Here is a 21,080-nt window from a genome sequence, read left to right as displayed (position 1 = left end):
GCGCGGGATCACTTGGTCGCCTGCGCGCTCTTCCGGTTCCGGTTGAACTCCGCGACGTTCCGCTGATGTTCCTCGAAGCTGGCCGTGAAACGGGTGTCGCCCGGCTTGACCGTGACGAAGTAGAGCCAGTCACCGGGCACCGGGTTGATCGCGGCGCGCACCGCCTCCTCTCCGGGGTTCGCGATAGGCGTGGGTGGCAGACCCATGCGCTGGTACGAGTTGTAGGGGCTGTTGAGCTTCGTCTCCTTCTCGGTGGTGTCCACCGAGAAGCGGTTCAGCGCGTAGTTGATGGTGGAGTCCATCTGCAACGGCATACCGCGCTCCAGGCGGTTGAAGATGACCCGGGCCACCTTGCCCATGTCGGCCTTGGTGGCGGCCTCGGCCTGGACGATGCTTGCAATGGTGACCGTCTGGTAGAAGTTCAGGGCGTTGCGCTGCGCACCGGCAGTGACCTGACCTCCGTTCAGTCGCTGGTTCGCAGTGTCGACCATCGACGACAGCAAGGACTCGGGGGTCGTCTTCTTGCCGAGGGAGTACGACGCCGGGAAGAGGTAGCCTTCCGGGTTGCCCTGAGCCTCCGCGGGGAGCTTGAGTCCGGCCTTGCCCAGGGACTTCTTGGTGGTGCCTGCGGGCAGGGCGAGGGCCTTGTCGACGGCTTGGTAGACCTGAGTCGCCCGCCAGCCCTCCGGGATCACCAGGGACGTGGGGCGCGACTGCCCGGCGCCGGCGCTGATGCTCAGCAGCGGCACCGCCACGGCGGTAGCCGCCACAACGGCTCCGGTCGCGATGAGGGCGACCCGGCCCCGGTGCGTCAGTCGAATCTTCCTCCGTGGCGGAGTGTTGATCTGCATGCGGGCACGGTAACCCGCAAAAGCCCACAAACCCGGCATATCTTCATTTTGTCGGCTTCAATCGGCGTCGCGATGACTCAGCGTCACGGCGGCGCGGAGTCTCGGCGTTTCAGCGTCTCGACATCTCGGGTGTCTCGGCTCCCCGGGCCTCACGATCTTGTCGGCTTCCGCGGGTCCGGAGGTATCACGATGCCGTCCACCTCAGGCGGGGCAGAGGGCATCACGATCGCGTCGGTTCCAGTTGGGCATCCCGGTGCACGAGGGCCGCGTAGCGCCCGCCCTGCTCCAACAGTTCCTCATGTGTGCCCCGTTCGACAGCGCGGCCGGAGTCCAGGACCACGATCTGGTCGGCGCCACGGATGGTGGACAGCCGATGGGCGATGGTCAGTGTGGTCCGGTTGGCCGAGAGCGCGTCGATGGCCTCCTGTACGGCACGCTCCGTACGGGTGTCCAGGGCGCTGGTCGCCTCGTCCAGGATGAGCACGGGCGGGTCGCGCAGGATGGTGCGCGCGATGGCGAGGCGCTGCTTCTCACCGCCGGAGAACCGGTGGCCGCGTTCGCCGACGACCGTGTCGTACCCGTCGGGCAGGGACGCGATGTGGTCGTGGATCTGGGCCGCCGTCGCCGCCGCGCGCAGTTCCTCGTCGGTGGCGTCCGGCTTGGCGAAGCGCAGGTTGTCGGCGACGGAGGCGTGGAAGAGGTACGTCTCCTGGGAGACGACGCCGATCGCGCGCGCCAGCGTGTCGAAGTCGAGGTCGCGCACGTCGATCCCGTCGAGCGTGACGCGGCCGCCCGTGACGTCGTACAGCCGTGGCACCAGGTGGCTGAACGTGGACTTGCCGGCGCCGGTCGGGCCGACGACGGCGAGGCTGCCGCCTGCGGGGACCGTGATGTCGATGCCGTCGAGTATGGGGCCACTCTTGTCGTCGTACTGGAACGCGACGTTCTCGAACCGGACCTCGCCCTTGACCTGGTCGAGGTGGATCGGACGCTTCGGTTCGGTGATGTCGATGGGCAGGTCGAGGTACTCGAAGATGCGCTGGAAGAGGGCGAGTGAGGTCTGGATCTGAACGCCCGTGGAGAGCAGGCTGACGGTCGGGCGGAACAGACCCTGCTGAAGAGAGACGAACGCGACCAGCGTCCCTATCGAGACGGCCGGGCCGCCGAACTGGAGAGCCAGTCCCGCCGTCCAGTAGATGAAGGCCGGCATCGCGGCCATGACGATCGAGATGACGGCCATGCGCCATCGACCGGCCATGTTCGACCGCACTTCGAGATCGACGAGGCCCTCGGACTCCTCGGCGAAGGATTTTGTCAGCGAGTCGGCGCGCCCCATCGTGCGGCCGAGCACGATACCGCTGACGGACAGCGACTCGGTCACGGTCGCGGCCATGGCGGCCATCTGCTTCTGGCGCTGGGTTGTGATCTTCTTACGCTCCTCGCCGACGCGACGGCTGATCCACACGAACAGCGGCAGCAGCAGCAGGGAGACGACGGTCAGCCGCCAGTCCAGGGCGACCATCGCGACGATCGTGGCGACGACGCTGGTGAGGTTGGAGACCAGCGAGGTGGCGGTGGAGGTGACGGTCGCCTGCATGCCGCCGATGTCGTTGGCGATGCGCGACTGGACCTCTCCGGTGCGGGTCCGGGTGAAGAACGCGAGCGACATGCGCTGCAGCCGGCCGTAGACGGCGGTGCGCAGGTCGTGCATGACGCGCTGGCCGACCGTCGTGGAGATCAGGGTCTGCAGCACGCCGAAGACGCTGGTGAGAACGGCGCTCAGGATCATGCCGAGCGCGAGCAGGGACAGAAGGCCCGTCCGGCCCTCGGGGATCGCCGTGTCGAGGATTTCCTTGAGCAGGAAAGGCGTGACGACCGAGACCAGTGACGCGGCACCGACGAGCAGGCCGACGACGGCGAGGCGGCCGCGGTACGGACGGAAGAGCTTCAGGATGCGGCGCACCTGCCGCGGCTGCCCCGGCTCGGTGCGGGGTGGTGTCCAGGGGGCGGGTTCGTCGGGACGCATGGGCTCCTACGGGATGTGTGGGCGACCCCCGCGACCAGGAAGGCCGGTCCCGCGGAAACGGGCCGGCCCCACGCACAGGGATCAGGCGGTCTGACGGAGCATAGCTCATTGTTACCTATGTTCACAATGAACATCGTCCTGATATTGTTCCCTCATGAGCACACCCGACGCCGACGGCCTGCTCGCCGAGCAATTGCTGCGGCTCACCCGCCGCGTGCACCGCATCCAGAAGCGCCATCTGGGGCAATCCGGACTGGACATCACCCCGGCACAGTCCCGACTGCTGCGCACCCTCACCCACTACGGTTCACCCCCACGCATGGCCGACCTGGCCGAACGCCTGGAGGTGGTGCCCCGGGCCGTGACGACGCTGGTCGACGGACTGGAGGCGAGCGGGCGGGTGCGCCGCGTGCCCGATCCCTCCAACCGGCGAGTGATACGGATCGAGCTGACGGATGAGGGGCGCACGGCCCTGCGGGAGCTGCGGGGCGCCCGCAGGGCGGCGGCGGAGGAGATCCTCGCCCCACTGACGGACGAGCAACGCGACGTACTGGGCGGCCTGTTGAACACCCTCGTCGACGGGGTGGACACGACCACCGGAGCCGGGCGCGGCTGACCGGCGAAGCCGCACACACTTTGGGCCGCCGCAGAGCCGGATCGACCGTCCCGTGCCGGATCAACCCCTCACGCCGAACGACAAACGGAGACCCCTGGGCCGGTTTCACCACACTGATCGAGTGGGTCTGCACCACGATGGCGGCCGACCGATGCTTCAGCGATCTTCTCAGCATCCGGCTCACCCACTCGGACACGGCCGCACGATGCCGCGAGGCCGGTGAGCAGGCCATGGCCGACCTCGTCCGCCGGGCCCAGGAAGCCGGTGAGCTACGCTCCGACTTCGTGACGGAGGACCATCTCCTGTTCCTGATCGCCAACGCGGCGGTGACGCACCTGACCAAGGAGCCGGCGCCGCACGCCTGGCGCCGCCTGCTCGCCTTTCTCCTGGCGGGTTGCGGCGCGACCGGACCGGCCCCTGCCGGCCGCGTCGGCACCACTCCAGGTGGAACGCGCCCTGCTCTGCAACGCGTACATGAAGGGCATCGGGTCTGCACCGGCAAGGGGCTGACGGCGTGTGCGAGGCCCGGCGCCAAGTGCCGGCGGCGGGCCCCTCGACCGCTCTCGGGTCAGGTGTTCGCGGGAGTCTTCGAAGCGTGATCGGGAGAGTCGGCCGCGCTGCCCGATGACTCGGACGTGCCCTCGGCAGCGTCCCCCTCAGTGGCGTCCTCTTCCTCCACGAACGCGATCTCCCCGTCGAGCATCTTCTTGGCCCGCACCGTGTCGAGCGCCCCCTCCCACTTCGACACCACGAACACGGCGACACAGTTGCCCAGCAGGTTCGTGGCGACGCGCATCGCGTCCATGATGCGGTCGACGCCGAGGAGGAGCGCGACGGCGCCGGCGGGGATGGCACCGAGCGCGGAAGCGGTGGCCGAGAGGGCGAGGAAGGCCGAACCAGGGATGCCCGCCATGCCCTTGCTGGTCAGCATGAGGACCAGGATCACGGTGATCTGCTGGCTCAGGCTGAGGTCCACGCCCACGGACTGCGCGATGAACAGCGTGCCGATGGAGAGGTAGATCGAGGCGCCGTCGAGGTTGAAGGAGTAGCCGGTGGGCAGCACCAGGCCCACGGCGTCGTCGCGGGCGCCCGCCTGGCGCAGCTTCTGCATCATGCGCGGCATGACGGTCTCACTTGAGGCCGTGCCCAGCGCGAGCAGCATCTCCTCACGCGTATAGCGCACGAACTTCCACAGGTTGAGCCCGGTGACCAGCTTCAGCGCGACGGCGAGCAGGGCGAGGAAGACCGCGGCGACCGCGTAGCAGAGGATGATGAGCTTGCCGTATGTCTCCATCACCCCGAGGCCGTACTCGCCGACCAGGTGGACCATCGCGCCGAACACGGCGAGCGGCGCCAGCTTCATCACGAAGCCGACGATCGCGAAGATGATCTCCTGAGCCTGCTCGATGGCCGGCAGGATCGCGGGGACCTTGGTGTGACCGAGGTGGAGCAGGGCGGCACCGACGAGGCAGGCCAGTACGAGCACTTGGAGCAGCGAGTTCTCGGCGAACGCACCGATCGCGCTCTGCGGCAACGCGTTCAGGACGAACTCGGTGGTCGACGGCAGCGCACCCCCGGCGGTCTTGTCGTCGACCGCCGAGGCGTCGAGCTTCGACGGATCGACGTTCATGCCGGAGCCGGGGGCGAAGACGTTGGCGGCGATCAGGCCGATGAGCAGCGCGGCCGTGGAGGCGACCTCGAACCAGATCAGGGCCTTGAGGCCGATCCGCCCGAAGGCCTTCAGATTTCCGGCCTTGGCGATACCGACGACGACCACGCAGAACACGAGTGGCGAGATCACTGTCTTGATGAGGCGCACAAAACCGTCGCCGAGCGGCTGGAAGGTCGTGGCCGTGTCCGGCCACAACCTCCCGACGACGATGCCGAGCACCAGGGCGACGGCGACCTGGGCGAACAGAGAGGTACGCAGTATGCGTGCGACGCGTCGCGGCAGGGACGGTAGGGACTGCGGCACGAGTACTCCTCCGGTGTGACTTTCTGGCATGCGGAAAAGTGCTTCCGCGGCGATCACTATCGAGGAGGTGCCACTCGCGGAGAAGACCCCCGCGTTTCCGCCGTGTAAATCATCGAACAGGCGTCACATCACTCGCATTTCATCTCAGCAGCCGTAACTTTCCTCCGTCAGAACGCCCTGCACGGTGGCCAGAGAACGGTCGTAGCAGCCACCGGACCCCGACAGCCGGTAGCGCTCGCTGGTCGTGCCGACCGCATGACGCTGGTCGCGCGGCACGTTCGCCGTATACGTGGCGTCGCCCGTGTAGGTGTCGTCGAGCCGGGACCAGGTGGTGCGCCGCCCGCCCCCCGTCTCGGTCGTCGCCGCCCGGTCGCCGAGGGTCAGGACGGTCCGCAGCCGGTCGCCCGCACCAAGGGTCGTCGTGCCGTCCATCGTGTATGTCCGGTGCGTCCGCGTCGTTCGTGCCGGTCCGTGCCCCTCCACCGTGACCGTCTCGTTGTCGGTCCAGGTCGCTTTCAGCGCGTCGGGGTTCTCCCCGTCCGCCCAGGTGTGCACGGAGGTGTTCGTCAACTCGCGACTCACGGTGGTCGCCACCCGCCCGCGCGAGGTGTTCACGTACCCGGCGACCGTCAGCCGGTGGCCGCCCTCGGTGTCGAGGCGGTGCTCGGAACCGGGTGTATAGGTCGAGGAGTTGGCGAGGTCACCCGCCCTGACCTTGGTGAGCGCACCACTGACGTACTTGCTCTTGGCGTCCTGCCAGACGAGGACGTTGACCGGGGTGCTCCACCCCGTCTGTCCCTCGGGGACACCGACGACCGAGACCTCCACCCGGTGCGGGCGGCCGTCGTTGAGGAGCCCCGCGAACGGGGTGAGGTCGTACTCGACGGGTTTGATGTCGAAGGCGCGGGGACCCGGAACCACGTACCAGAGGAACGGGTTGGACCAGCCGCCGGTCCACACGGTGGGAAACGGCGAGGCGATGCCCGCCAGTTGACCGTCCACCGTGATCTGCACTTCGCGGTACGGCCCGTCGTCCGCCTTGCAGGAGTACGGCGCCGGATCGGGCACCGTCAGGTACCAGTACTCCTCGCAGCCTCCGCCGGAGCCGGTGGCGTACACCTCGGCGACGACGCGTTCGCTGTTGCGGGGCGTGGCGAGGGTGCCGTCCTGGAGAGTGAGGACCCGGTCGGGGGTCTTCGTCGCGTCCGGCCCGCCCGCGTAGAAGGTCAGGGTGACCTTGACGTCGATGATGCCGGTGTACGTGTCGTCGACAACGTTGCCGATGAGCATTTCCACGGGCTGCGCGGTGCGCAGGGTGTCGCTGTAGCGCGTGATGTCCTTCTCGACGGACCACTCGATGCCGTCGGGCGAGGGCTGCGGCGTCGACGTACGGAAGACCTCGACGCCGCCTATGTGCAGGTAGCCGAGGCGGTCGTACTGGCGGCCCTTGACCTTGCCGTCGAGGCGGAGGACGACTTTGCTCCAGCGGTCGCCGCAGGCGCGCGGGGGCGCGTACTCCCCCTTGTACGGCGTGAAGTCCTTGAACTGCGCCTCGGCGACGGTGACTTCGCAGGACGTGCCGCCGGGCTTCGTGACCGGCGGTGCGGCGGTGACCGGGTCGTGCCAGTCGGTGCCGAACTCGGCGGGGATGTCGGCGGAGGAGGCCGACTGCGCGGGGCTCGCTCCGAGGAGGGTGCTCGCCAGGAGGGTCGCTCCGGCGAGCATGGACATGATGATCCGGCTTCTCATGGCCGTGTTCTACGGGGAGTTGGCGCGGACCGCAATGAGACCTCAGGTCACATGAGCACCCGATGCCCCTTCGGGTCTCTCATGCCTTCAGCTCCGCCTTGTCCCCCATCACGATCACGGGGTGCTGGGCCGGGTCGAGGGTCCGCAGCAGGTACTCCATGCCCGGCTTGGACAGGCTCACGCAGGCGGACGTTCCGCTGCCGTGATCCATGTGCAGCCAGATACTGCCGCCCTTCGACTGGCCCTGAGGGCGGGTGGGGTCGTTCGGCGAGGTGCCCTTGACGCGGTTGTAGTCGATGGCGATGACGTAGTCGAAGTCATGCCAGTACGACTTGGCCCAGTAGCGCGGTGCCTGAAAGGACGCGGACCGGGTGTACGGGAGCTTGGAGCCGGGGTCGGCGAGGACTCCGCCCGCGTCGCTGAGCGAGAACACGCCGACGGGGCTGCGTTTGTCACCCTCCCGGTGGTTCGCGGTCCAGCCCTTCTTACCGTTGTGACCCTGCCAGCTGCGGGTCTTGTCCCAGGTGGAGCCGCTCTTCGTGTAGAGCACGATCGTGGCGTCGGCGTCGTCCTTGCCTTCGCCGTAGACGGCCACCACCTGGCGGGAGTTGGCCGGTATCTGCTTCTGCAGGCGGTCGCTGACGTCCGGGATGCTCTTGAGGTCGGTGGTGCGCGCCTTGGTCTGCGCGGCCTTGCCTCTCGGGCCCGTGTCCGCCTTGGCTCCGCCGTCCCCGCCCGAACCGCCGCATGCCGCCAGGGACATCACCATCACGCCGCAGACCACTGCCGCGACCTGCGTGCGCACCGCGCCGCTCGCACCGCCTGTTCCCATGCCGTCCATGGTCGCACCACCCAGCGGACGTCTGCCCGTACCCCCCCGGCCCTCCCACCCATGTGCGGGCGGGCCGGGCCGGAACTTTGCCTCGCGGAGGAAAATCGTTTGCCTCCGACCACGCAATGACGCGAGCCTTTCACGGTTTGTTGTCGGCCCGCGCTGCCGGCGGCCACCGCTCGTCATGGTCGGTGGCCCGGGTCCGCGCGGGCGCCTCCCCCTCACTCCCACCCCCACCTGACTAGAGCCACTGGACGTCATGCAGATTCAAGACCTTCCGTATCCCGACCCGGGTGTGCCCGACGCGCGCTCGGGACCCCGATTCCTGCGGTGGCTCTTCCGGAACCAGCTCGATGGGCAGTTCAAGGCCCTCGCCTGGGGGCTCCTGCACTTCCTGGCCGTGAGCGGGCTGCCGTTCTGCGTCGGCCTCGCCGTGCAGGCCGTGGTCGACGGCTCCGGTACCCGGCTGGCGCAGACCGGCGGGCTGATGGTTCTCTGCGCTGCGGGAATCGCCCTGGGTGACACGTTCCTGCACCGGTCCGCCGTCACCAACTGGATCACCGCCGCCGCTCGCGTACAGCAGCTGCTGGCCCGCAAGACGGCCCTGCTGGGCTCGGCACTGACACGACGGGTGGCCGCGGGTGAGGTCGTCGCGGTCTCCACGGGGGACGTCGAGAAGATCGGCTGGTTCGTGGAGGCCGTGTCACGGTTCACCGCGGCCGCGCTCACCGTGGTGCTGGTCTGCGTCGGCCTGATCGTCTACCAGCCGGCGCTCGGCATCGTCGTCGCCGTGGGCGTCCCGGCCCTCGCGCTCACCGTGCTGCCGCTGCTGCCCAGGGCGACCCGGCGCGCCGACCACCAGCGCGAGAAGGCGGGCCGCGCCACCGAACTGGCCTCGGACACGGTCGCGGGTCTACGGGTACTGCGCGGCATCGGCGGCGAAGAGCTGTTCCTGGAACGCTACCGCCGGGCCTCCCAGGAGGTCCGCCACGCGGCCGTGCGCAGCGCCCGCATGTGGGCCCTCATCGCCGCGATTCAGGTGCTGATGCCCGGTCTGCTGATGATCGCGGTCGTCTGGTACGGCGTGCACCTGGCTCGCGAGGGCCGGATCACCGTAGGTGAACTCGTCACCGTGTACAGCTCGGTCATGCTGCTGACGTATCCGCTGCGGCATTTCGAGGAGATCGCGATGGCGTACTCCTTCTCACGGCCGTCCGCCAAACGGGCCGCCCGGGTGCTGTCGCTCAAGCGCGCCACGGACACCGACGGGTCGCGGGAGGCCCTCGTACCGTCCGGCGACCTGTACGACCCCGAGACCGGGCTCCTCGCCCCAGCCGGCCGGCTCACCGCGGTGGTGTGCGGTGACCCGGACGCGGCAGGGCTGCTGGCGGAGCGGCTGGGCGGGCATCCGGCCGAGGAGAGCACGCCAGTCCTGCTGGGCGGCGTACCGCTCGACGAACTGCCGCTCTCGGACGCCCGTACGGCCGTCCTGGTCCAGGACAAGGACCCCGTGCTGCTGTCCGGTTCGCTGCGCGAGCTGCTCGACGTGCCCGCCTCGGGCGAGGTGAGCGCCGACAAGGCGCTGGCCGCAGCGCAGTGCGGAGACGTCCTGGACGCGCTCGCCCAGGGGTCGGTGGATGCCGAGGACCCCCTGGACACGCGGATCACCGAGCGTGGCCGGTCCCTGTCCGGCGGCCAGCGGCAGCGGCTCGCGCTGGCACGGTCGCTGATCACGGACCCGGAGGTGCTCGTCCTGGACGAGCCGACGTCCGCCGTCGACTCGCACACCGAGGCCCGGATCGCCGAGGGCGTCCGGTCGCTGCGCGCGGGCCGTACGACGGTCGTGCTCACGTCCTCTCCGCTGCTTCTGGACCGTGCCGACCGGGTTGTGCTGGTGCACGACGGAGAGGTCGTGGCCGTCGGCGTGCACCGCGAGCTGGTGCGCAGCGACTCCCGGTACCGGGCTGTCGTGACCCGCGAGACCGATGACGAGGCCGCGCTGCGCGAGGCAGTGGACAAGGAGCGGGCGGCGGAAGCCGTCCCGCACGGCGAGGAAACCGCCGCCGTACACGGCCCTGCTGCACACGGCGTACTGGAAGAGATCGAGGAGTCAGCATGATCGGCGTGGCGCCACCGGCGTACGACCCGGCCGCCCCGACCACGGCGAGCACCCTGCCCGTGGGCGCGCCCGCGACCGTACGCGCCTATGTGACCGAGCTGTTCCGTCGGCACCGGCGTGCCTTCGTCCTGCTCGTCACCGTGAACACGGTCGCCGTGGTGGCCTCGATGGCGGGGCCGTGGCTGCTCGGCGGGCTCGTCGAGCGGGTCTCCGCCGACGCCCGTGAGCTGCACCTGGAACTCACGGCCGGGCTGTTCCTCGCCGCCCTCGTCGTCCAGGCCGTGTTCGTGCAGCAGGTGCGGCTGCGCGGCGCCATGCTCGGCGAGCGGATGCTGGCCGATCTGCGTGAGGACTTCCTCGTACGGTCGGTGGGGCTGCCGCCGGGCGTGCTGGAGCGGGCAGGGACGGGTGATCTGCTGTCCCGCATCACCACGGACATCGACCGGCTCGCCAACGCGATGCGCGAGGCCGTGCCCCAGCTCGCGATCGGTGTGGTGTGGGCGGGACTGCTGCTCGGTGGGCTCGCCGTGACCGCGCCGCCGCTCGCGCCCGCCGTGCTGGTGGCCCTGCCGCTGCTGGTGGTGGGCTGTCGCTGGTACTTCAAGCGGGCGCCCTCCGCCTACCGGTCGGAGGCCGCCGGGTACGCCGCCGTCGCCGCCGTCCTCGCGGAGACCGTGGACGCCGGCCGCACCGTCGAGGCGCACCGGCTCGGCGAGCGCCGCATCGCGCTGTCGGAGCGCCGCATCCAGGAGTGGACGGCGTGGGAGCGCTACACGCTCTGGTTGCGTTCGGTGCTCTTCCCCGTCATCAACATCACGCATGTCACGGTCCTCGGCTCGGTCCTGATGATCGGCGGTGTGTTCGTACTGCAGGGTTGGATCGGGATCGGCCAGCTCACGACGGGCGCGCTCATCGCACAGATGCTTGTCGACCCGGTGGGCCTGATCCTTCGCTGGTACGACGAGCTGCAGGTCGCGCAGGTGTCGCTGGCCCGGCTGGTGGGCGTGCGCGACATCGAGCCGGACGCCGGTGACGCTTCCGTCACCCCCGACGGGCGCCACGTGCACGCCGACAAGGTCCACTTCGGTTACCGCGCGGACGTCGACGTCCTGCGCAAGGTCTCCCTGGAGGTCGCCCCGGGCACCCGGCTCGCCCTGGTCGGCCCGTCCGGCGCGGGCAAGTCCACCCTGGGCAGGCTGCTCGCCGGGATCTACGCGCCCCGGAACGGCCGCATCACCCTCGGCGGCGCCGAACTGTCCCGCATGCCGGCCGAGGACGTCCGCTCCCATGTGGCCCTCGTCAACCAGGAGCACCACGTCTTCGTGGGCTCCCTGCGCGACAACCTCCTGCTGGCCCGCACGGGCGCGCAGGACGCCGAGCTGTGGTCAGCCCTCGGCGCGGTCGACGCGGACGGCTGGGCGCGTGCCCTGGACGAGGGCCTCGACACCGAGGTCGGCTCGGGCGCGCTCGCGCTGACCCCGGCGCAGGCCCAGCAGATCGCGCTGGCCCGCCTGGTCCTGGCCGACCCGCACACGCTGGTCCTGGACGAGGCCACCTCGCTCCTCGACCCGCGCGCGGCCCGCCACCTCGAACGCTCCCTCGCCCGCGTCCTCGACGGCCGCACTGTCGTCGCCATCGCCCACCGCCTGCACACCGCGCACGACGCCGACGTCATCGCCGTCGTCGAGAACGGCCGCATCACCGAGCTGGGCAGCCATGACCAGCTGGTCGCGGCGAGCGGCGCGTACGCGGCGCTGTGGAGGTCCTGGCACGGGTGACGGGACCGGGGCACGGCATCGGAGTCGGTGCCGTGCCCGGCGGGCGGGCAGGCGAGCCGGAGCGGGACGCACGCGGTCCGTGCGGGTCGGCGGGCGGGCGCGTGCCGGGCAGGTGGGCGGGCCGCCGGTCCTGCCGGGCCGGTGGCGCCCGTCCACCTGCCCGGCACCACCGAAAAGCCGTGGTCGCTGCCGTTGCACGGTGCCGAAGCCGAGTGGAACGCTGGAGAGGTGGCACCGGGCTCCGCCCCACCGACTGGAGGAAGCCGTGGACAACACCGAGGGATGGGGGGACGACGTCTACCAGCCCGACGCATCCGACATTCAGGAAGACTCCGGACTGCTGGACTCCGAGGACACCCTGGAGTCGGACGGGGTCGCGGATCCGCTCGATCGGGGCTGGTCACCGCCGGAGCGGCCGTGGGCGGTGGAACGTATCGGTGTGACCGCCGCCGAACGTCAGCAAGGCGAGACCCTGGAGCAGCGGCTCTCGGAAGAACAGCCGGACATCCGAACCCCCGACGGGGACGACATCGGCGACTGTCAGGGCACCGACGGCGAACCCCTGGACAACGAGGTGGGTGACGCCCGCTCCGGCCGTCTCGTCGCCCCCGACGAGGGCGCGCACGAGGACGAGGAGAGCGGGCTGGTCGCCACAGACGTGGGCATCGACGGTGCGGCGGCGTCGGCCGAGGAGGCCGCGATGCACATCGTCGACGAGGAAAACCCGTCCGGCTGACGCCGCCCTCCCACGAAGGAGCACCATGCAGCAGGACAAGCACCCCGACTACCGCCCCGTGGTCTTCCGCGACCGCGCCGCCGGATACGCCTTCCTCACCCGGTCGACCGCCACCAGCGATCAGACCATCGAGTGGGACGACGGCGAGACGTACCCGGTCGTGGACGTCGAGATCTCCTCGGAGAGCCACCCCTTCTACACGGGCAAGGCACGGACCGTGGACTCGGAGGGCCGGGTCGCCCGGTTCGAGCGGCGTTACGGGGGTGGCACGGCCTGAGACGGCCCGGGGCCCGGGCTGGGGCCCAGGCCTTCGGGTGCCCGGTGGTCACGCTGGAGCCGGCGGGCCCGAGAGTGAGTCCGGGGCGCCCCGGCCGTGACGCGTCCCGCCGGTCCGTACCGCCCGGTCGTGCCCCTCACTCAGATGATTTTCAGCGCTCAGATGAAGTTCAGCGCCGCCGCGCAGCCCACTCCCCCGAGAAGCATGAACACCGGCATCAGCACCTTCAGCTCGACCCAGCTTCCGGCACGGAACCGCATGGCCTTCGGCGGGCCCACGGGGTACCAGCGCTTGCGGCCCACGGGTATGGGCCACAGGATCGGGCAGCCGGAGATCGTCAGCGCGTCCCCGAGATCGTGCACCAGGGCGCCGAGGAGGATGGGCAGCCCGAGCCACAGATACTCCTGACCCGGCTCGGTGAACAGCCAGTCCGCCCCGCTGCCCGGCTGGTCGAGTATGTCCGCGAGGATCCAGGCGCTGGTGGCGGCCAGCAGCCACACCAGGACGTCGCTGCTGGGCCGGGCCGCACGCCACAGCAGCCCTTCGATGGCGAGCACCATGTGCACGAAGAGGATGGCCAGCACCGCCCACCGGCCTCCGGCCATCGCGGCGACGGCGAAGCCCGCACCGATCAGCACCGCCCACAGCCAGGTGTGCGTCAGCGTCCGGTGCCCGCCGGTGCGACGCGGGTCGCCCGGCTTCCTCGTCGCCTTGTAGACGGCGTACGAGAGCTTGTCGACGACCTCGCACAGCCAGCGCGAGAGCGGACCGAAGGACCGCGAGATGGTGGCCGCCTTGTGATCCAGGTCCGGGGCGAGCGCGGCGCCGGCACAGACCAGCGAACCGACCAGGAGAACCGGCCAGGGCATCGTGTGCCCTGCCGCTGCGGCGGCAGCCCCGACTCCGAGCCAGGCCGCGGCCCCCGACAGTGAGTGTGCTGGTCCCATCATGGCCGCATCCCGCCCCATTCCTGTTGTGCCGCTGCCCAGTTGTCAGTGTGCTCTGACGATTCGTCGGCGCCACAGCGTAGCGTTGATGATCTTTGCACTCGCAGCCGATTCCCCCATCGGGCGGGACGGCAGGCAAGATGGGTGCGTGACCCTCATCGATCAGCTGCCGCAGACCGCCGACCCCGACGCCCTGTTCGACGCCTTCGAGTCGTGGGCCCAGGAGCGCGGTCTCACCCTCTATCCGCACCAGGAGGAGGCGCTGATCGAGGTGGTCTCCGGGGCCAACGTGATCGTGTCGACCCCCACCGGTTCCGGCAAGAGCATGATCGCCGCGGGTGCCCACTTCGCGGCGCTCGCCCGGGACGAGGTCACCTTCTACACGGCGCCGATCAAGGCTCTGGTCTCGGAGAAGTTCTTCGAGCTGTGCAAGCTCTTCGGCACCGAGAACGTCGGCATGCTGACCGGCGACGCCTCCGTGAACGCGGACGCGCCCGTCATCTGCTGCACCGCCGAGGTGCTCGCGTCGATCGCGCTGCGCGACGGCAGGGGTGCCGACGTCGGCCAGGTCGTGATGGACGAGTTCCACTTCTACGCGGAAGGCGACCGCGGCTGGGCCTGGCAGATCCCGATCCTTGAGCTGCCCCAGGCGCAGTTCATCCTGATGTCGGCGACGCTCGGCGACGTCTCGATGTTCGAGAAGGACCTCACCCGCCGCACCGGCCGCCCCACCTCGGTGGTCCGCTCGGCGACCCGGCCCGTACCTCTCTCCTACGAGTACCAGCTCACCCCGCTCACGGAGACGCTCACGGAGCTGCTGGAGACCAAACAGGCCCCCGTCTACATCGTGCACTTCACCCAGGCGCAGGCCGTGGAGCGGGCGCAGGCGCTGATGAGCATCAACATGTGTTCGCGGGAGGAGAAGGACGAGATCGCCGAACTGATCGGCAACTTCCGCTTCACCACCAAGTTCGGCCGCAACCTGTCCCGATACGTAAGGCACGGCATCGGTGTGCACCACGCCGGCATGCTGCCCAAGTACCGGCGCCTGGTGGAGAAACTGGCCCAGGCCGGTCTGCTGAAGGTCATCTGCGGCACGGACACCCTCGGCGTCGGCGTCAACGTACCCATCCGTACAGTGCTGTTCACCGCCCTGACCAAGTACGACGGCAACCGGGTACGAACCCTCCGTGCCCGGGAGTTCCACCAGATCGCGGGGCGGGCCGGGCGCGCCGGCTTCGACACGGCGGGCTTCGTGGTGGCCCAGGCGCCCGAGCACGTCATCGAGAACGAGAAGGCGCTCGCCAAGGCCGGCGACGACCCCAAGAAGCGCCGCAAGGTGGTCCGCAAGAAGGCGCCCGAGGGCTTCGTCGGCTGGACGGAGAACACCTTCGAGAAGCTCATCGCCTCCGAGCCGGAACCCCTCACGTCCCGCTTCCGGGTCACGCACACGATGCTGCTGTCGGTCATCGCGCGTCCCGGCAACGCCTTCGAAGCGATGCGGCGGCTTCTGGAGGACAACCACGAGCCGCGCAAGCAGCAGCTGCGGCACATCCGGCGTGCCATCGCCATCTACCGCTCCCTCCTCGACGGCGGAATCGTGGAGAAGCTCGACGAGCCGGACGCCACCGGCCGAATCGTCCGCCTGACGGTCGACCTTCAGCAGGACTTCGCGCTCAATCAGCCGCTGTCGACGTTCGCCCTCGCCGCTTTCGAGCTGCTGGACCCGGAGTCCCCTTCGTACGCCCTCGACATGGTGTCCGTCGTCGAGTCCACGCTGGACGATCCCCGGCAGATCCTCGCCGCCCAGCAGAACAAGGCGCGCGGCGAGGCCGTGGCCGCGATGAAGGCGGACGGCGTCGAGTACGAGGAGCGCATGGAGCGGCTCCAGGACGTGTCGTACCCCAAGCCGCTGGAGGAGATCCTCTTCCATGCGTACAACACGTACCGCAAGAGCCACCCCTGGGTGGGCGACCATCCGCTGTCGCCGAAGTCCATCATCCGCGACATGTACGAACGGGCGCTGTCCTTCACCGAGTTCGTGTCCTTCTACGAGCTCGCCCGCACCGAGGGCATCGTGCTGCGCTACCTGGCCAGTGCCTACAAGACCCTCGACCACACCGTCCCCGACGACCTCAAGTCGGACGACCTGGAGGACCTGATCGCCTGGCTCGGTGAGATGGTGCGCCAGGTCGACTCCAGCCTCCTCGACGAGTGGGAGCAGCTCGCCAACCCGGAGGAGATGACCGCCGAGGAGGCCCAGGAGAAGGCCGACCAGGTCAAGCCGGTCACCTCCAACGCGCGCGCCTTCCGAGTCCTCGTCCGCAACGCCATGTTCCGCCGCGTGGAACTCGCCGCCCTCGACCAGATCGACGCACTCGGCGAGATGGACGCGGAGGCCGGCTGGGACGCCGAGCGGTGGGGCGAGGCGATGGACAAGTACTGGGACGAGTACGAGGAGCTGGGCACCGGCCCGGACGCACGTGGTCCCCGGCTGCTGATGATCGAGGAGGAGCCGCAGAACGGGCTGTGGCGGGTCCGCCAGACCTTCGCCGACCCGGGCGGCGATCATGACTGGGGCATCAGCGCGGAGGTCGACCTCACGGCCTCCGACGCCGAGGGACGCGCAGTCGTCAAGGTCACCGACGTCGGTCAGCTGTGAGCACGGGAGAGTCCAGGACATGACGACCAACCCCGCCGAGAGCCTCGTCGACCTGCTCGACCTGGAGCAGATCGAGGTCAACATATTCCGCGGGCGCAGCCCGCTGGAGTCCCTGCAGCGGGTCTTCGGCGGCCAGGTGGCCGGCCAGGCCCTCGTCGCCGCCGGGCGCACCACGGAGGGCGACCGGCCGGTGCACTCGCTGCACGCGTACTTCCTGCGTCCCGGCCGCCCGGGGGTGCCCATCGTGTACCAGGTCGAGCGGGTCCGGGACGGGCGGTCGTTCACCACCCGGCGGGTCACCGCCGTGCAGCAGGGCCGCACGATCTTCAATCTGACCGCCTCCTTCCACAAGCCTGAAGAGGGGAGCTTCGAGCACCAGCTGCCGCCGGCCCGTGAGGTGCCGGACCCCGAGTCGCTGCCGACACTCGCTGAGGAAATCAAGCAGCATCTGGGCGCGCTGCCCGAGCAGTTGGAGCGCATGGCACGGCGTCAGCCCTTCGACATCCGTTATGTGGACCGGCTGCGCTGGACCCAGGACGAGATCGAGAACGCCGAGCCGCGCAGTGCGGTGTGGATGCGGGCGGTCGGGCCGCTGGGCGACGACCCACTGGTGCACACCTGCGCCCTGACGTACGCGAGCGACATGACCCTCCTGGACGCGGTCCGCATCCCGGTGGAACCCCTGTGGGGTCCACGCGGTTTCGACATGGCATCGCTGGACCACGCCATGTGGTTCCACCGGCCCTTCCGCGCGGACGAGTGGTTCCTCTACGACCAGGAGTCCCCGATCGCGGTGGGCGGCCGTGGCCTGGCCAGGGGCCGCATCTACAACCCCGAAGGGCAACTGATCGTGTCCGTGGTACAGGAGGGGCTGTTCCGCAAGCTGGGTTGACCTGGGGTTTTACCGACAGTCGACCGGCCCCGCGTCACGTCGTGCGACGCTCCGCGGGCCCGTCGTTACGACGTTCTTGCCGAGAACGAAGCAGGGGTCGGGGCCCGAGGCGCACCCCGACGTGTCTCATCCGTGTCTCATCGCGTTTCGTTGCACCACACAGCGATTCTGCCAACAGTGTGCCAGGGAAGACGTGTGGTCTAGTCCACTTCGCCTGACGCCCCACCTTCCCGATCTTCGCCGAGGGCATCGATGATGCGCTGCGCCTTGTGCCAGACATCGAGGTATCGCGTGGAGTCCAACCGGCCTCCGCTCGGGCTCGGAAGAGCCGACCGTCCTCCGCCGTCCCGAACTCGTCGACGTACGCCCGCAGTATCTGCACCAGCTGAGGGGAGACTGGTACCAGACGTTTGGTACGGCGGTGGAAGGCGAACAGGCCCAGGAGTGCGGCGCCGGCGAACCACAGGATCTGGACGGCCAGATCGCCGGGCAGGGCTGTGTGGGTGAAGCCTGCCGCGGTGGCGGCCTGCATGGTGCCGTAGGTGGGCAGGAATTCCACGGCCGCGCTCTTGGTGCCGCCGCTGGCCAGCGGGCTTTGCAAGCCGACATCGACGAGGCTGGTCATGACCAGGGCGAACATGCCCTCCACCTCCCGGCGCAGCAGGGAGCCGAAGACGACGCCGAGCGCCCCGTAGGTCATCGCCCCGAAGAACAGGGCCGCGGCGAGTTGCATGGGCTGACGCGGGATCCAGGCAGTGCAGATCACCGCGGTGGCGTAGGCGGCGATGGTGCCGGAGGCCAGGGTCAAAGAGGTGGTCTTGGCCAGGACGAGATGGATGCGGGGGTAGCCGGCCATGGCCAGACGGCGGTCGAAGCGTCCGCCGTTGAACGTGATGGCGAACATCATGAACCCGGTGATCAGTGTGACGGCGTTGATGGCACCGGTGATCTGCGTGATCTGGTTGCCTGCGGGTTCCAGGAGCCGACCGGTCGCGCGCAGCCTGAAGGTCACGGTCCTGCTGGGGATGACGGCGTAAGCCAGGCTGATCCAGGAGGGGATGAACAGGGCGACCAGGACCATGGCGAGCCTGTTGCGGGCGTGCTCGACCAGGTCGAAGCGGGCTGCCGTGACGAACAGACGCAGGTGTCGCCTCACGCCGGCACCACCGTTGCGGGGTGCAGGACGCCGCCCTTAAGCCGCCACAACTCGTCCAGGCGCTCGGCGTCATAGGCCAGGTGTGAGACGACAAGGACGGTGCGGCCCGCATCACGAAGCCGTGCCGCCAAGTCCCAGAAGCGCTGGTAGGTGTCCCAGTCGAACCCTGGTAGGGCTCGTCCAGCAGCAGGACCTGCGGGTCGTGCATCAACGCCAGGGTCAGGTTCAGCTTCTGACGGGTTCCGCCACTGAGCAGGCCGGCCCGCTCATCGGCGTACTCCGTCAACCGCAGCGCCTCCATGACCTCCCCCGCGTGTCGCAGATCCGGCAACCCTCGCGCGACGCGGAAAAACTCCAGATGCTGCCGCACGCTGAGGGCATCGTTGACCACCACGTCCTGTGGGCAGTAGCCGAAACGGCCTCCATGACGGACCGTGCCACGCTGCGGGCGCAGCTCACCCGACAAGATCTTCAACAGCGTGGACTTGCCCGCACCGTTCTCCCCGACGATCCCGGCCAGCACACCACGCCGCAGATCAAGCTCTAAGCCCCGCAGAACCTCACGACGACCGTACGCGTGACGCACGTCCCTGACCTCCACCACACCCCCCGGGCCCGTAGACCGTGCCACGCGCTCGCCGCTGACCACTCGCCGTCACGGCAAGGCTAGTCATTACATATGGTCAAAACTGCGGCCGAAGCCGCTGATTAGCCCGCACGAGTGAAGGCCGCGCCGTAAACGCGGCCGAGAACTGAGCCCTGAACCAGAGGCAGCGCTCCAGCGCAGCTTCGTGACTGGCATTCGGAACGCCGATGGCTGGCTGTTGAAAAATGCTTCGGCCTCACGGGCCTTCGGGGTTCGGCGCATCACTGTGTGGGGCGGGGGAACCGCAGCACATCGTCCTGGACGGGTGCAGGCTTTCGCTCTCCGGGATGTCCTGGTGCGCGGCGGTATCGGTCAGGGCGGCGGGGAGGGTGAGGTGGAGGCGGGTGTCGGCCGGAATGTTCCACACGGTCCGCGCGAGTGGCACGGGTGAGGCCAGGGAGGAGGCGAACACCGCTACCAGGTCGTGCAGGTGGACGGCGGCCCAGTCGGCGGCGGTCCCCTCGCCCAGCAGTGTTGCTGTTGCGAGCGCGACCAGCAGCCTCAGCCGGGGCTGCGGCAGACCCGGGCCCTGGTCCAAGTCCGGTGTCACGCGGTGGTGGTCGGGCTCGAGTCCGGGGCTGGCGAGGGTGCGGGTAAGCCGCGTCGTGGCGCCTGCTGCTGTGGCGGCGGTGGCTGCGACGCCAGTGAACAGGACGGTGTGCGAGGTGTGGGCGGTGGCTGCGGCCGGCGCGACGCCAGTGAGGGCGCCGAGGCTGATGTAGGGTCTCGCCGCTCGTGACATGTCGATCTTGCGTGACCTGGGCGTTCTTGGCTGTCTCACGGCCTTGTCACCCATGATCAGTCTCAAATCCGGGGCATTTCCTCGCGAGGGCGAGGTCGAGCTCAGGCGGCTTGTCCGAGTCGGCCGAGTACACCACGCTGAGCCCCGAGCACGAGGGCTACCGGCGAGCCCAGATCGCGCACCGATGAGTTTCCCGCGCCGCGCTGGTCTATACGCCGGACACCCACGAACGGAAGGCCGAGCCATGCGGAAACTGATCTACGGCATGAACCTGACCCTGGACGGCTACATCGCCGCGGCCGGCGACGACCTCGGCTGGAGCGGACCGCCGAGCGACGAGCTGTTCCAGTGGTGGCTCGACCACGAGCAGGCGAGTGGCCTGTCGCTGTATGGGCGCAAGCTGTGGGAGACGATGAGCTCCTACTGGCCGACCGGCGACCAGCAGCCGGGCGCCACCCCGGCGGAGATCGAGTTCGCGCGGAACTGGCGGGACACTCCGAAGGTGGTGTTCTCCTCGACGATCGACAAGGTCGACTGGAACACCCGCCTGGTCACCGGCGACGCGATCGCCGAGATCACCCGGCTCAAGGCCGAGGACGACGGCCCAATGAACATCGGCGGCGCAACGCTCGCCGGGGCGGCCATGCGCGCCGGGCTGATCGACGAGTACGCGATCGCCGCCCATCCGGTCCTGGTGGGCAGCGGCACGCCGTTCTTCACCGCGCTGGACAGCTGGGTGAACCTGAACCTGGTGGAGACGCGGACGTTTCCGGGCGGCGTGGTCCTGACCAGGTACGAGACGAGGCGCTGAGCAGCCACGCACCCCAAACCCCACAGGCGACCGCTGTGGGGCCAAGGTGCCAGGCACCCGCCCTGGGTGACCCGGACTACCGCCTGAGCCACCCAAACGAGTGAAGCCCCTGAACTGCGAGTCTCATGGCAGTGGCAATTTCTGCCATCCATCCGCCAACTGCCAACTGCCAACTGCCGTGAGATTCTGCCAAGGCTTTTGAGGCCCTACAGCTGAAACCCGCGTGCAGCCCGGCCCATGATCGGACGGCCGTGGGCGTGCTGGC

At 69.2% G+C, this 21,080-nt stretch carries 16 protein-coding genes and 2 pseudogenes; 9 read left to right on the top strand and 9 right to left on the bottom strand.

The window, feature by feature from the left end:
- Positions 1-8: 8 nt before the first annotated feature.
- Complete coding sequence (mltG, locus tag E0500_RS38435; RefSeq protein ID WP_131562922.1) at positions 9-851, bottom strand: endolytic transglycosylase MltG; 843 nt, start codon at positions 849-851, stop codon at positions 9-11.
- A 220-nt stretch (positions 852-1,071) separates the two neighbouring features.
- Complete coding sequence (locus E0500_RS38430; RefSeq protein ID WP_131562924.1) at positions 1,072-2,877, bottom strand: ABC transporter ATP-binding protein; 1,806 nt, start codon at positions 2,875-2,877, stop codon at positions 1,072-1,074.
- 154 nt (positions 2,878-3,031) lie between these two features.
- Between E0500_RS38430 and E0500_RS38425 the strand changes: the two genes are divergently transcribed.
- Both E0500_RS38425 and E0500_RS38420 read left to right on the top strand, forming a co-directional pair.
- Positions 3,032-3,493: a MarR family winged helix-turn-helix transcriptional regulator gene (locus E0500_RS38425; RefSeq protein WP_131562926.1), complete on the top strand. Its 462-nt coding sequence runs from the start codon at positions 3,032-3,034 to the stop codon at positions 3,491-3,493.
- Between the two features lie 20 nt (positions 3,494-3,513).
- Positions 3,514-4,092 carry a hypothetical protein gene (locus E0500_RS38420; protein WP_399120737.1) on the top strand — a complete coding sequence of 193 codons (579 nt, stop codon included), beginning with the start codon at positions 3,514-3,516 and terminating at the stop codon, positions 4,090-4,092.
- On the opposite strand, the gene E0500_RS38415 is transcribed toward E0500_RS38420, so the two are convergent.
- The 3 genes from E0500_RS38415 to E0500_RS38405 form a co-directional block, all read right to left on the bottom strand.
- Positions 4,062-5,468, bottom strand: coding sequence for a cation:dicarboxylate symporter family transporter (locus E0500_RS38415; RefSeq protein ID WP_131562930.1), 1,407 nt, complete (start codon positions 5,466-5,468; stop codon positions 4,062-4,064). The genes E0500_RS38420 and E0500_RS38415 overlap by 31 nt on opposite strands.
- Positions 5,469-5,612: 144 nt before the next feature.
- Positions 5,613-7,217 carry a peptide-N4-asparagine amidase gene (locus tag E0500_RS38410; RefSeq protein WP_131562932.1) on the bottom strand — a complete coding sequence of 535 codons (1,605 nt, stop codon included), beginning with the start codon at positions 7,215-7,217 and terminating at the stop codon, positions 5,613-5,615.
- Between the two features lie 79 nt (positions 7,218-7,296).
- Positions 7,297-8,049 (bottom strand): hypothetical protein, encoded by a 753-nt coding sequence (locus E0500_RS38405; protein ID WP_181587364.1) that lies wholly within the window; start codon positions 8,047-8,049, stop codon positions 7,297-7,299.
- A 259-nt stretch (positions 8,050-8,308) separates the two neighbouring features.
- Between E0500_RS38405 and E0500_RS38400 the strand changes: the two genes are divergently transcribed.
- The 4 genes from E0500_RS38400 (at position 8,309) to E0500_RS38385 (ending at position 12,959) form a co-directional block, all read left to right on the top strand.
- Positions 8,309-10,168, top strand: a complete 1,860-nt coding sequence (locus tag E0500_RS38400) for an ABC transporter ATP-binding protein (RefSeq protein WP_131562934.1) — start codon at positions 8,309-8,311, stop codon at positions 10,166-10,168.
- Complete coding sequence (locus E0500_RS38395; protein WP_131562936.1) at positions 10,165-11,946, top strand: ABC transporter ATP-binding protein; 1,782 nt, start codon at positions 10,165-10,167, stop codon at positions 11,944-11,946. Before E0500_RS38400 ends, E0500_RS38395 begins: the two co-directional genes overlap by 4 nt.
- Before the next feature lie 265 nt (positions 11,947-12,211).
- Complete coding sequence (locus E0500_RS38390) at positions 12,212-12,682, top strand: DUF5709 domain-containing protein (protein ID WP_131562938.1); 471 nt, start codon at positions 12,212-12,214, stop codon at positions 12,680-12,682.
- Between the two features lie 25 nt (positions 12,683-12,707).
- The gene (locus tag E0500_RS38385; protein WP_131562940.1) at positions 12,708-12,959 is read left to right on the top strand and encodes a type B 50S ribosomal protein L31; all 252 of its coding nucleotides are present in this window, start codon (positions 12,708-12,710) and stop codon (positions 12,957-12,959) included.
- A gap of 158 nt (positions 12,960-13,117) precedes the next feature.
- Here E0500_RS38385 and E0500_RS38380 read toward each other — a convergent pair whose 3' ends face one another.
- Positions 13,118-13,909 carry a metal-dependent hydrolase gene (locus E0500_RS38380; protein ID WP_131562942.1) on the bottom strand — a complete coding sequence of 264 codons (792 nt, stop codon included), beginning with the start codon at positions 13,907-13,909 and terminating at the stop codon, positions 13,118-13,120.
- Between the two features lie 145 nt (positions 13,910-14,054).
- Here E0500_RS38380 and E0500_RS38375 point away from each other — a divergent pair, with 145 nt between their 5' ends.
- Together E0500_RS38375 and E0500_RS38370 are read left to right on the top strand one after the other, a co-directional pair.
- A complete protein-coding gene (locus E0500_RS38375; RefSeq protein ID WP_131562944.1) occupies positions 14,055-16,568 on the top strand; it encodes a DEAD/DEAH box helicase in 2,514 nt (837 codons plus the stop codon).
- 19 nt (positions 16,569-16,587) lie between these two features.
- Positions 16,588-17,460 carry an acyl-CoA thioesterase II gene (locus tag E0500_RS38370; protein WP_131562946.1) on the top strand — a complete coding sequence of 291 codons (873 nt, stop codon included), beginning with the start codon at positions 16,588-16,590 and terminating at the stop codon, positions 17,458-17,460.
- A gap of 388 nt (positions 17,461-17,848) precedes the next feature.
- Here the strand turns inward: E0500_RS38370 and E0500_RS38365 are convergent.
- From E0500_RS38365 to E0500_RS38355, 3 genes and pseudogenes are all read right to left on the bottom strand, one after another.
- A pseudogene (locus tag E0500_RS38365) lies at positions 17,849-18,616 on the bottom strand (ABC transporter permease); the annotation flags it as partial.
- Positions 18,613-19,217: pseudogene (locus tag E0500_RS38360) on the bottom strand (ABC transporter ATP-binding protein). The pseudogenes E0500_RS38365 and E0500_RS38360, both read right to left, overlap by 4 nt.
- 241 nt (positions 19,218-19,458) lie before the next feature.
- Positions 19,459-20,004, bottom strand: coding sequence for a hypothetical protein (locus E0500_RS38355; RefSeq protein ID WP_131562948.1), 546 nt, complete (start codon positions 20,002-20,004; stop codon positions 19,459-19,461).
- 244 nt (positions 20,005-20,248) lie between these two features.
- Between E0500_RS38355 and E0500_RS38350 the strand changes: the two genes are divergently transcribed.
- Complete coding sequence (locus E0500_RS38350) at positions 20,249-20,815, top strand: dihydrofolate reductase family protein (protein WP_131562950.1); 567 nt, start codon at positions 20,249-20,251, stop codon at positions 20,813-20,815.
- Positions 20,816-21,080 lie beyond the last annotated feature (265 nt).

This window comes from Streptomyces sp. KM273126 (assembly GCF_004337435.2).
In the GTDB taxonomy this organism is placed as follows: domain Bacteria; phylum Actinomycetota; class Actinomycetes; order Streptomycetales; family Streptomycetaceae; genus Streptomyces; species Streptomyces acidicola.
Note: the sequence above shows the minus strand (reverse complement) of the source record. Positions and strands in the feature narration are given on the sequence as shown.

Excerpts from the sequence above, each read along its gene's own strand:
- E0500_RS38430 (WP_131562924.1), bottom strand. The coding sequence starts at position 2,877 with ATGCGTCCCGACGAACCCGCCCCCTGGACACCACCCCGCACCGAGCCG.
- E0500_RS38380 (WP_131562942.1), bottom strand. The coding sequence starts at position 13,909 with ATGATGGGACCAGCACACTCACTGTCGGGGGCCGCGGCCTGGCTCGGA.
- E0500_RS38425 (WP_131562926.1), top strand. The coding sequence starts at position 3,032 with ATGAGCACACCCGACGCCGACGGCCTGCTCGCCGAGCAATTGCTGCGG.
- E0500_RS38370 (WP_131562946.1), top strand. The coding sequence starts at position 16,588 with ATGACGACCAACCCCGCCGAGAGCCTCGTCGACCTGCTCGACCTGGAG.
- E0500_RS38355 (WP_131562948.1), bottom strand. The coding sequence starts at position 20,004 with ATGTCACGAGCGGCGAGACCCTACATCAGCCTCGGCGCCCTCACTGGC.
- E0500_RS38400 (WP_131562934.1), top strand. The coding sequence starts at position 8,309 with ATGCAGATTCAAGACCTTCCGTATCCCGACCCGGGTGTGCCCGACGCG.
- E0500_RS38350 (WP_131562950.1), top strand. The coding sequence starts at position 20,249 with ATGCGGAAACTGATCTACGGCATGAACCTGACCCTGGACGGCTACATC.
- E0500_RS38410 (WP_131562932.1), bottom strand. The coding sequence starts at position 7,217 with ATGAGAAGCCGGATCATCATGTCCATGCTCGCCGGAGCGACCCTCCTG.
- mltG (WP_131562922.1), bottom strand. The coding sequence starts at position 851 with ATGCAGATCAACACTCCGCCACGGAGGAAGATTCGACTGACGCACCGG.
- E0500_RS38385 (WP_131562940.1), top strand. The coding sequence starts at position 12,708 with ATGCAGCAGGACAAGCACCCCGACTACCGCCCCGTGGTCTTCCGCGAC.
- E0500_RS38405 (WP_181587364.1), bottom strand. The coding sequence starts at position 8,049 with ATGGGAACAGGCGGTGCGAGCGGCGCGGTGCGCACGCAGGTCGCGGCA.
- E0500_RS38395 (WP_131562936.1), top strand. The coding sequence starts at position 10,165 with ATGATCGGCGTGGCGCCACCGGCGTACGACCCGGCCGCCCCGACCACG.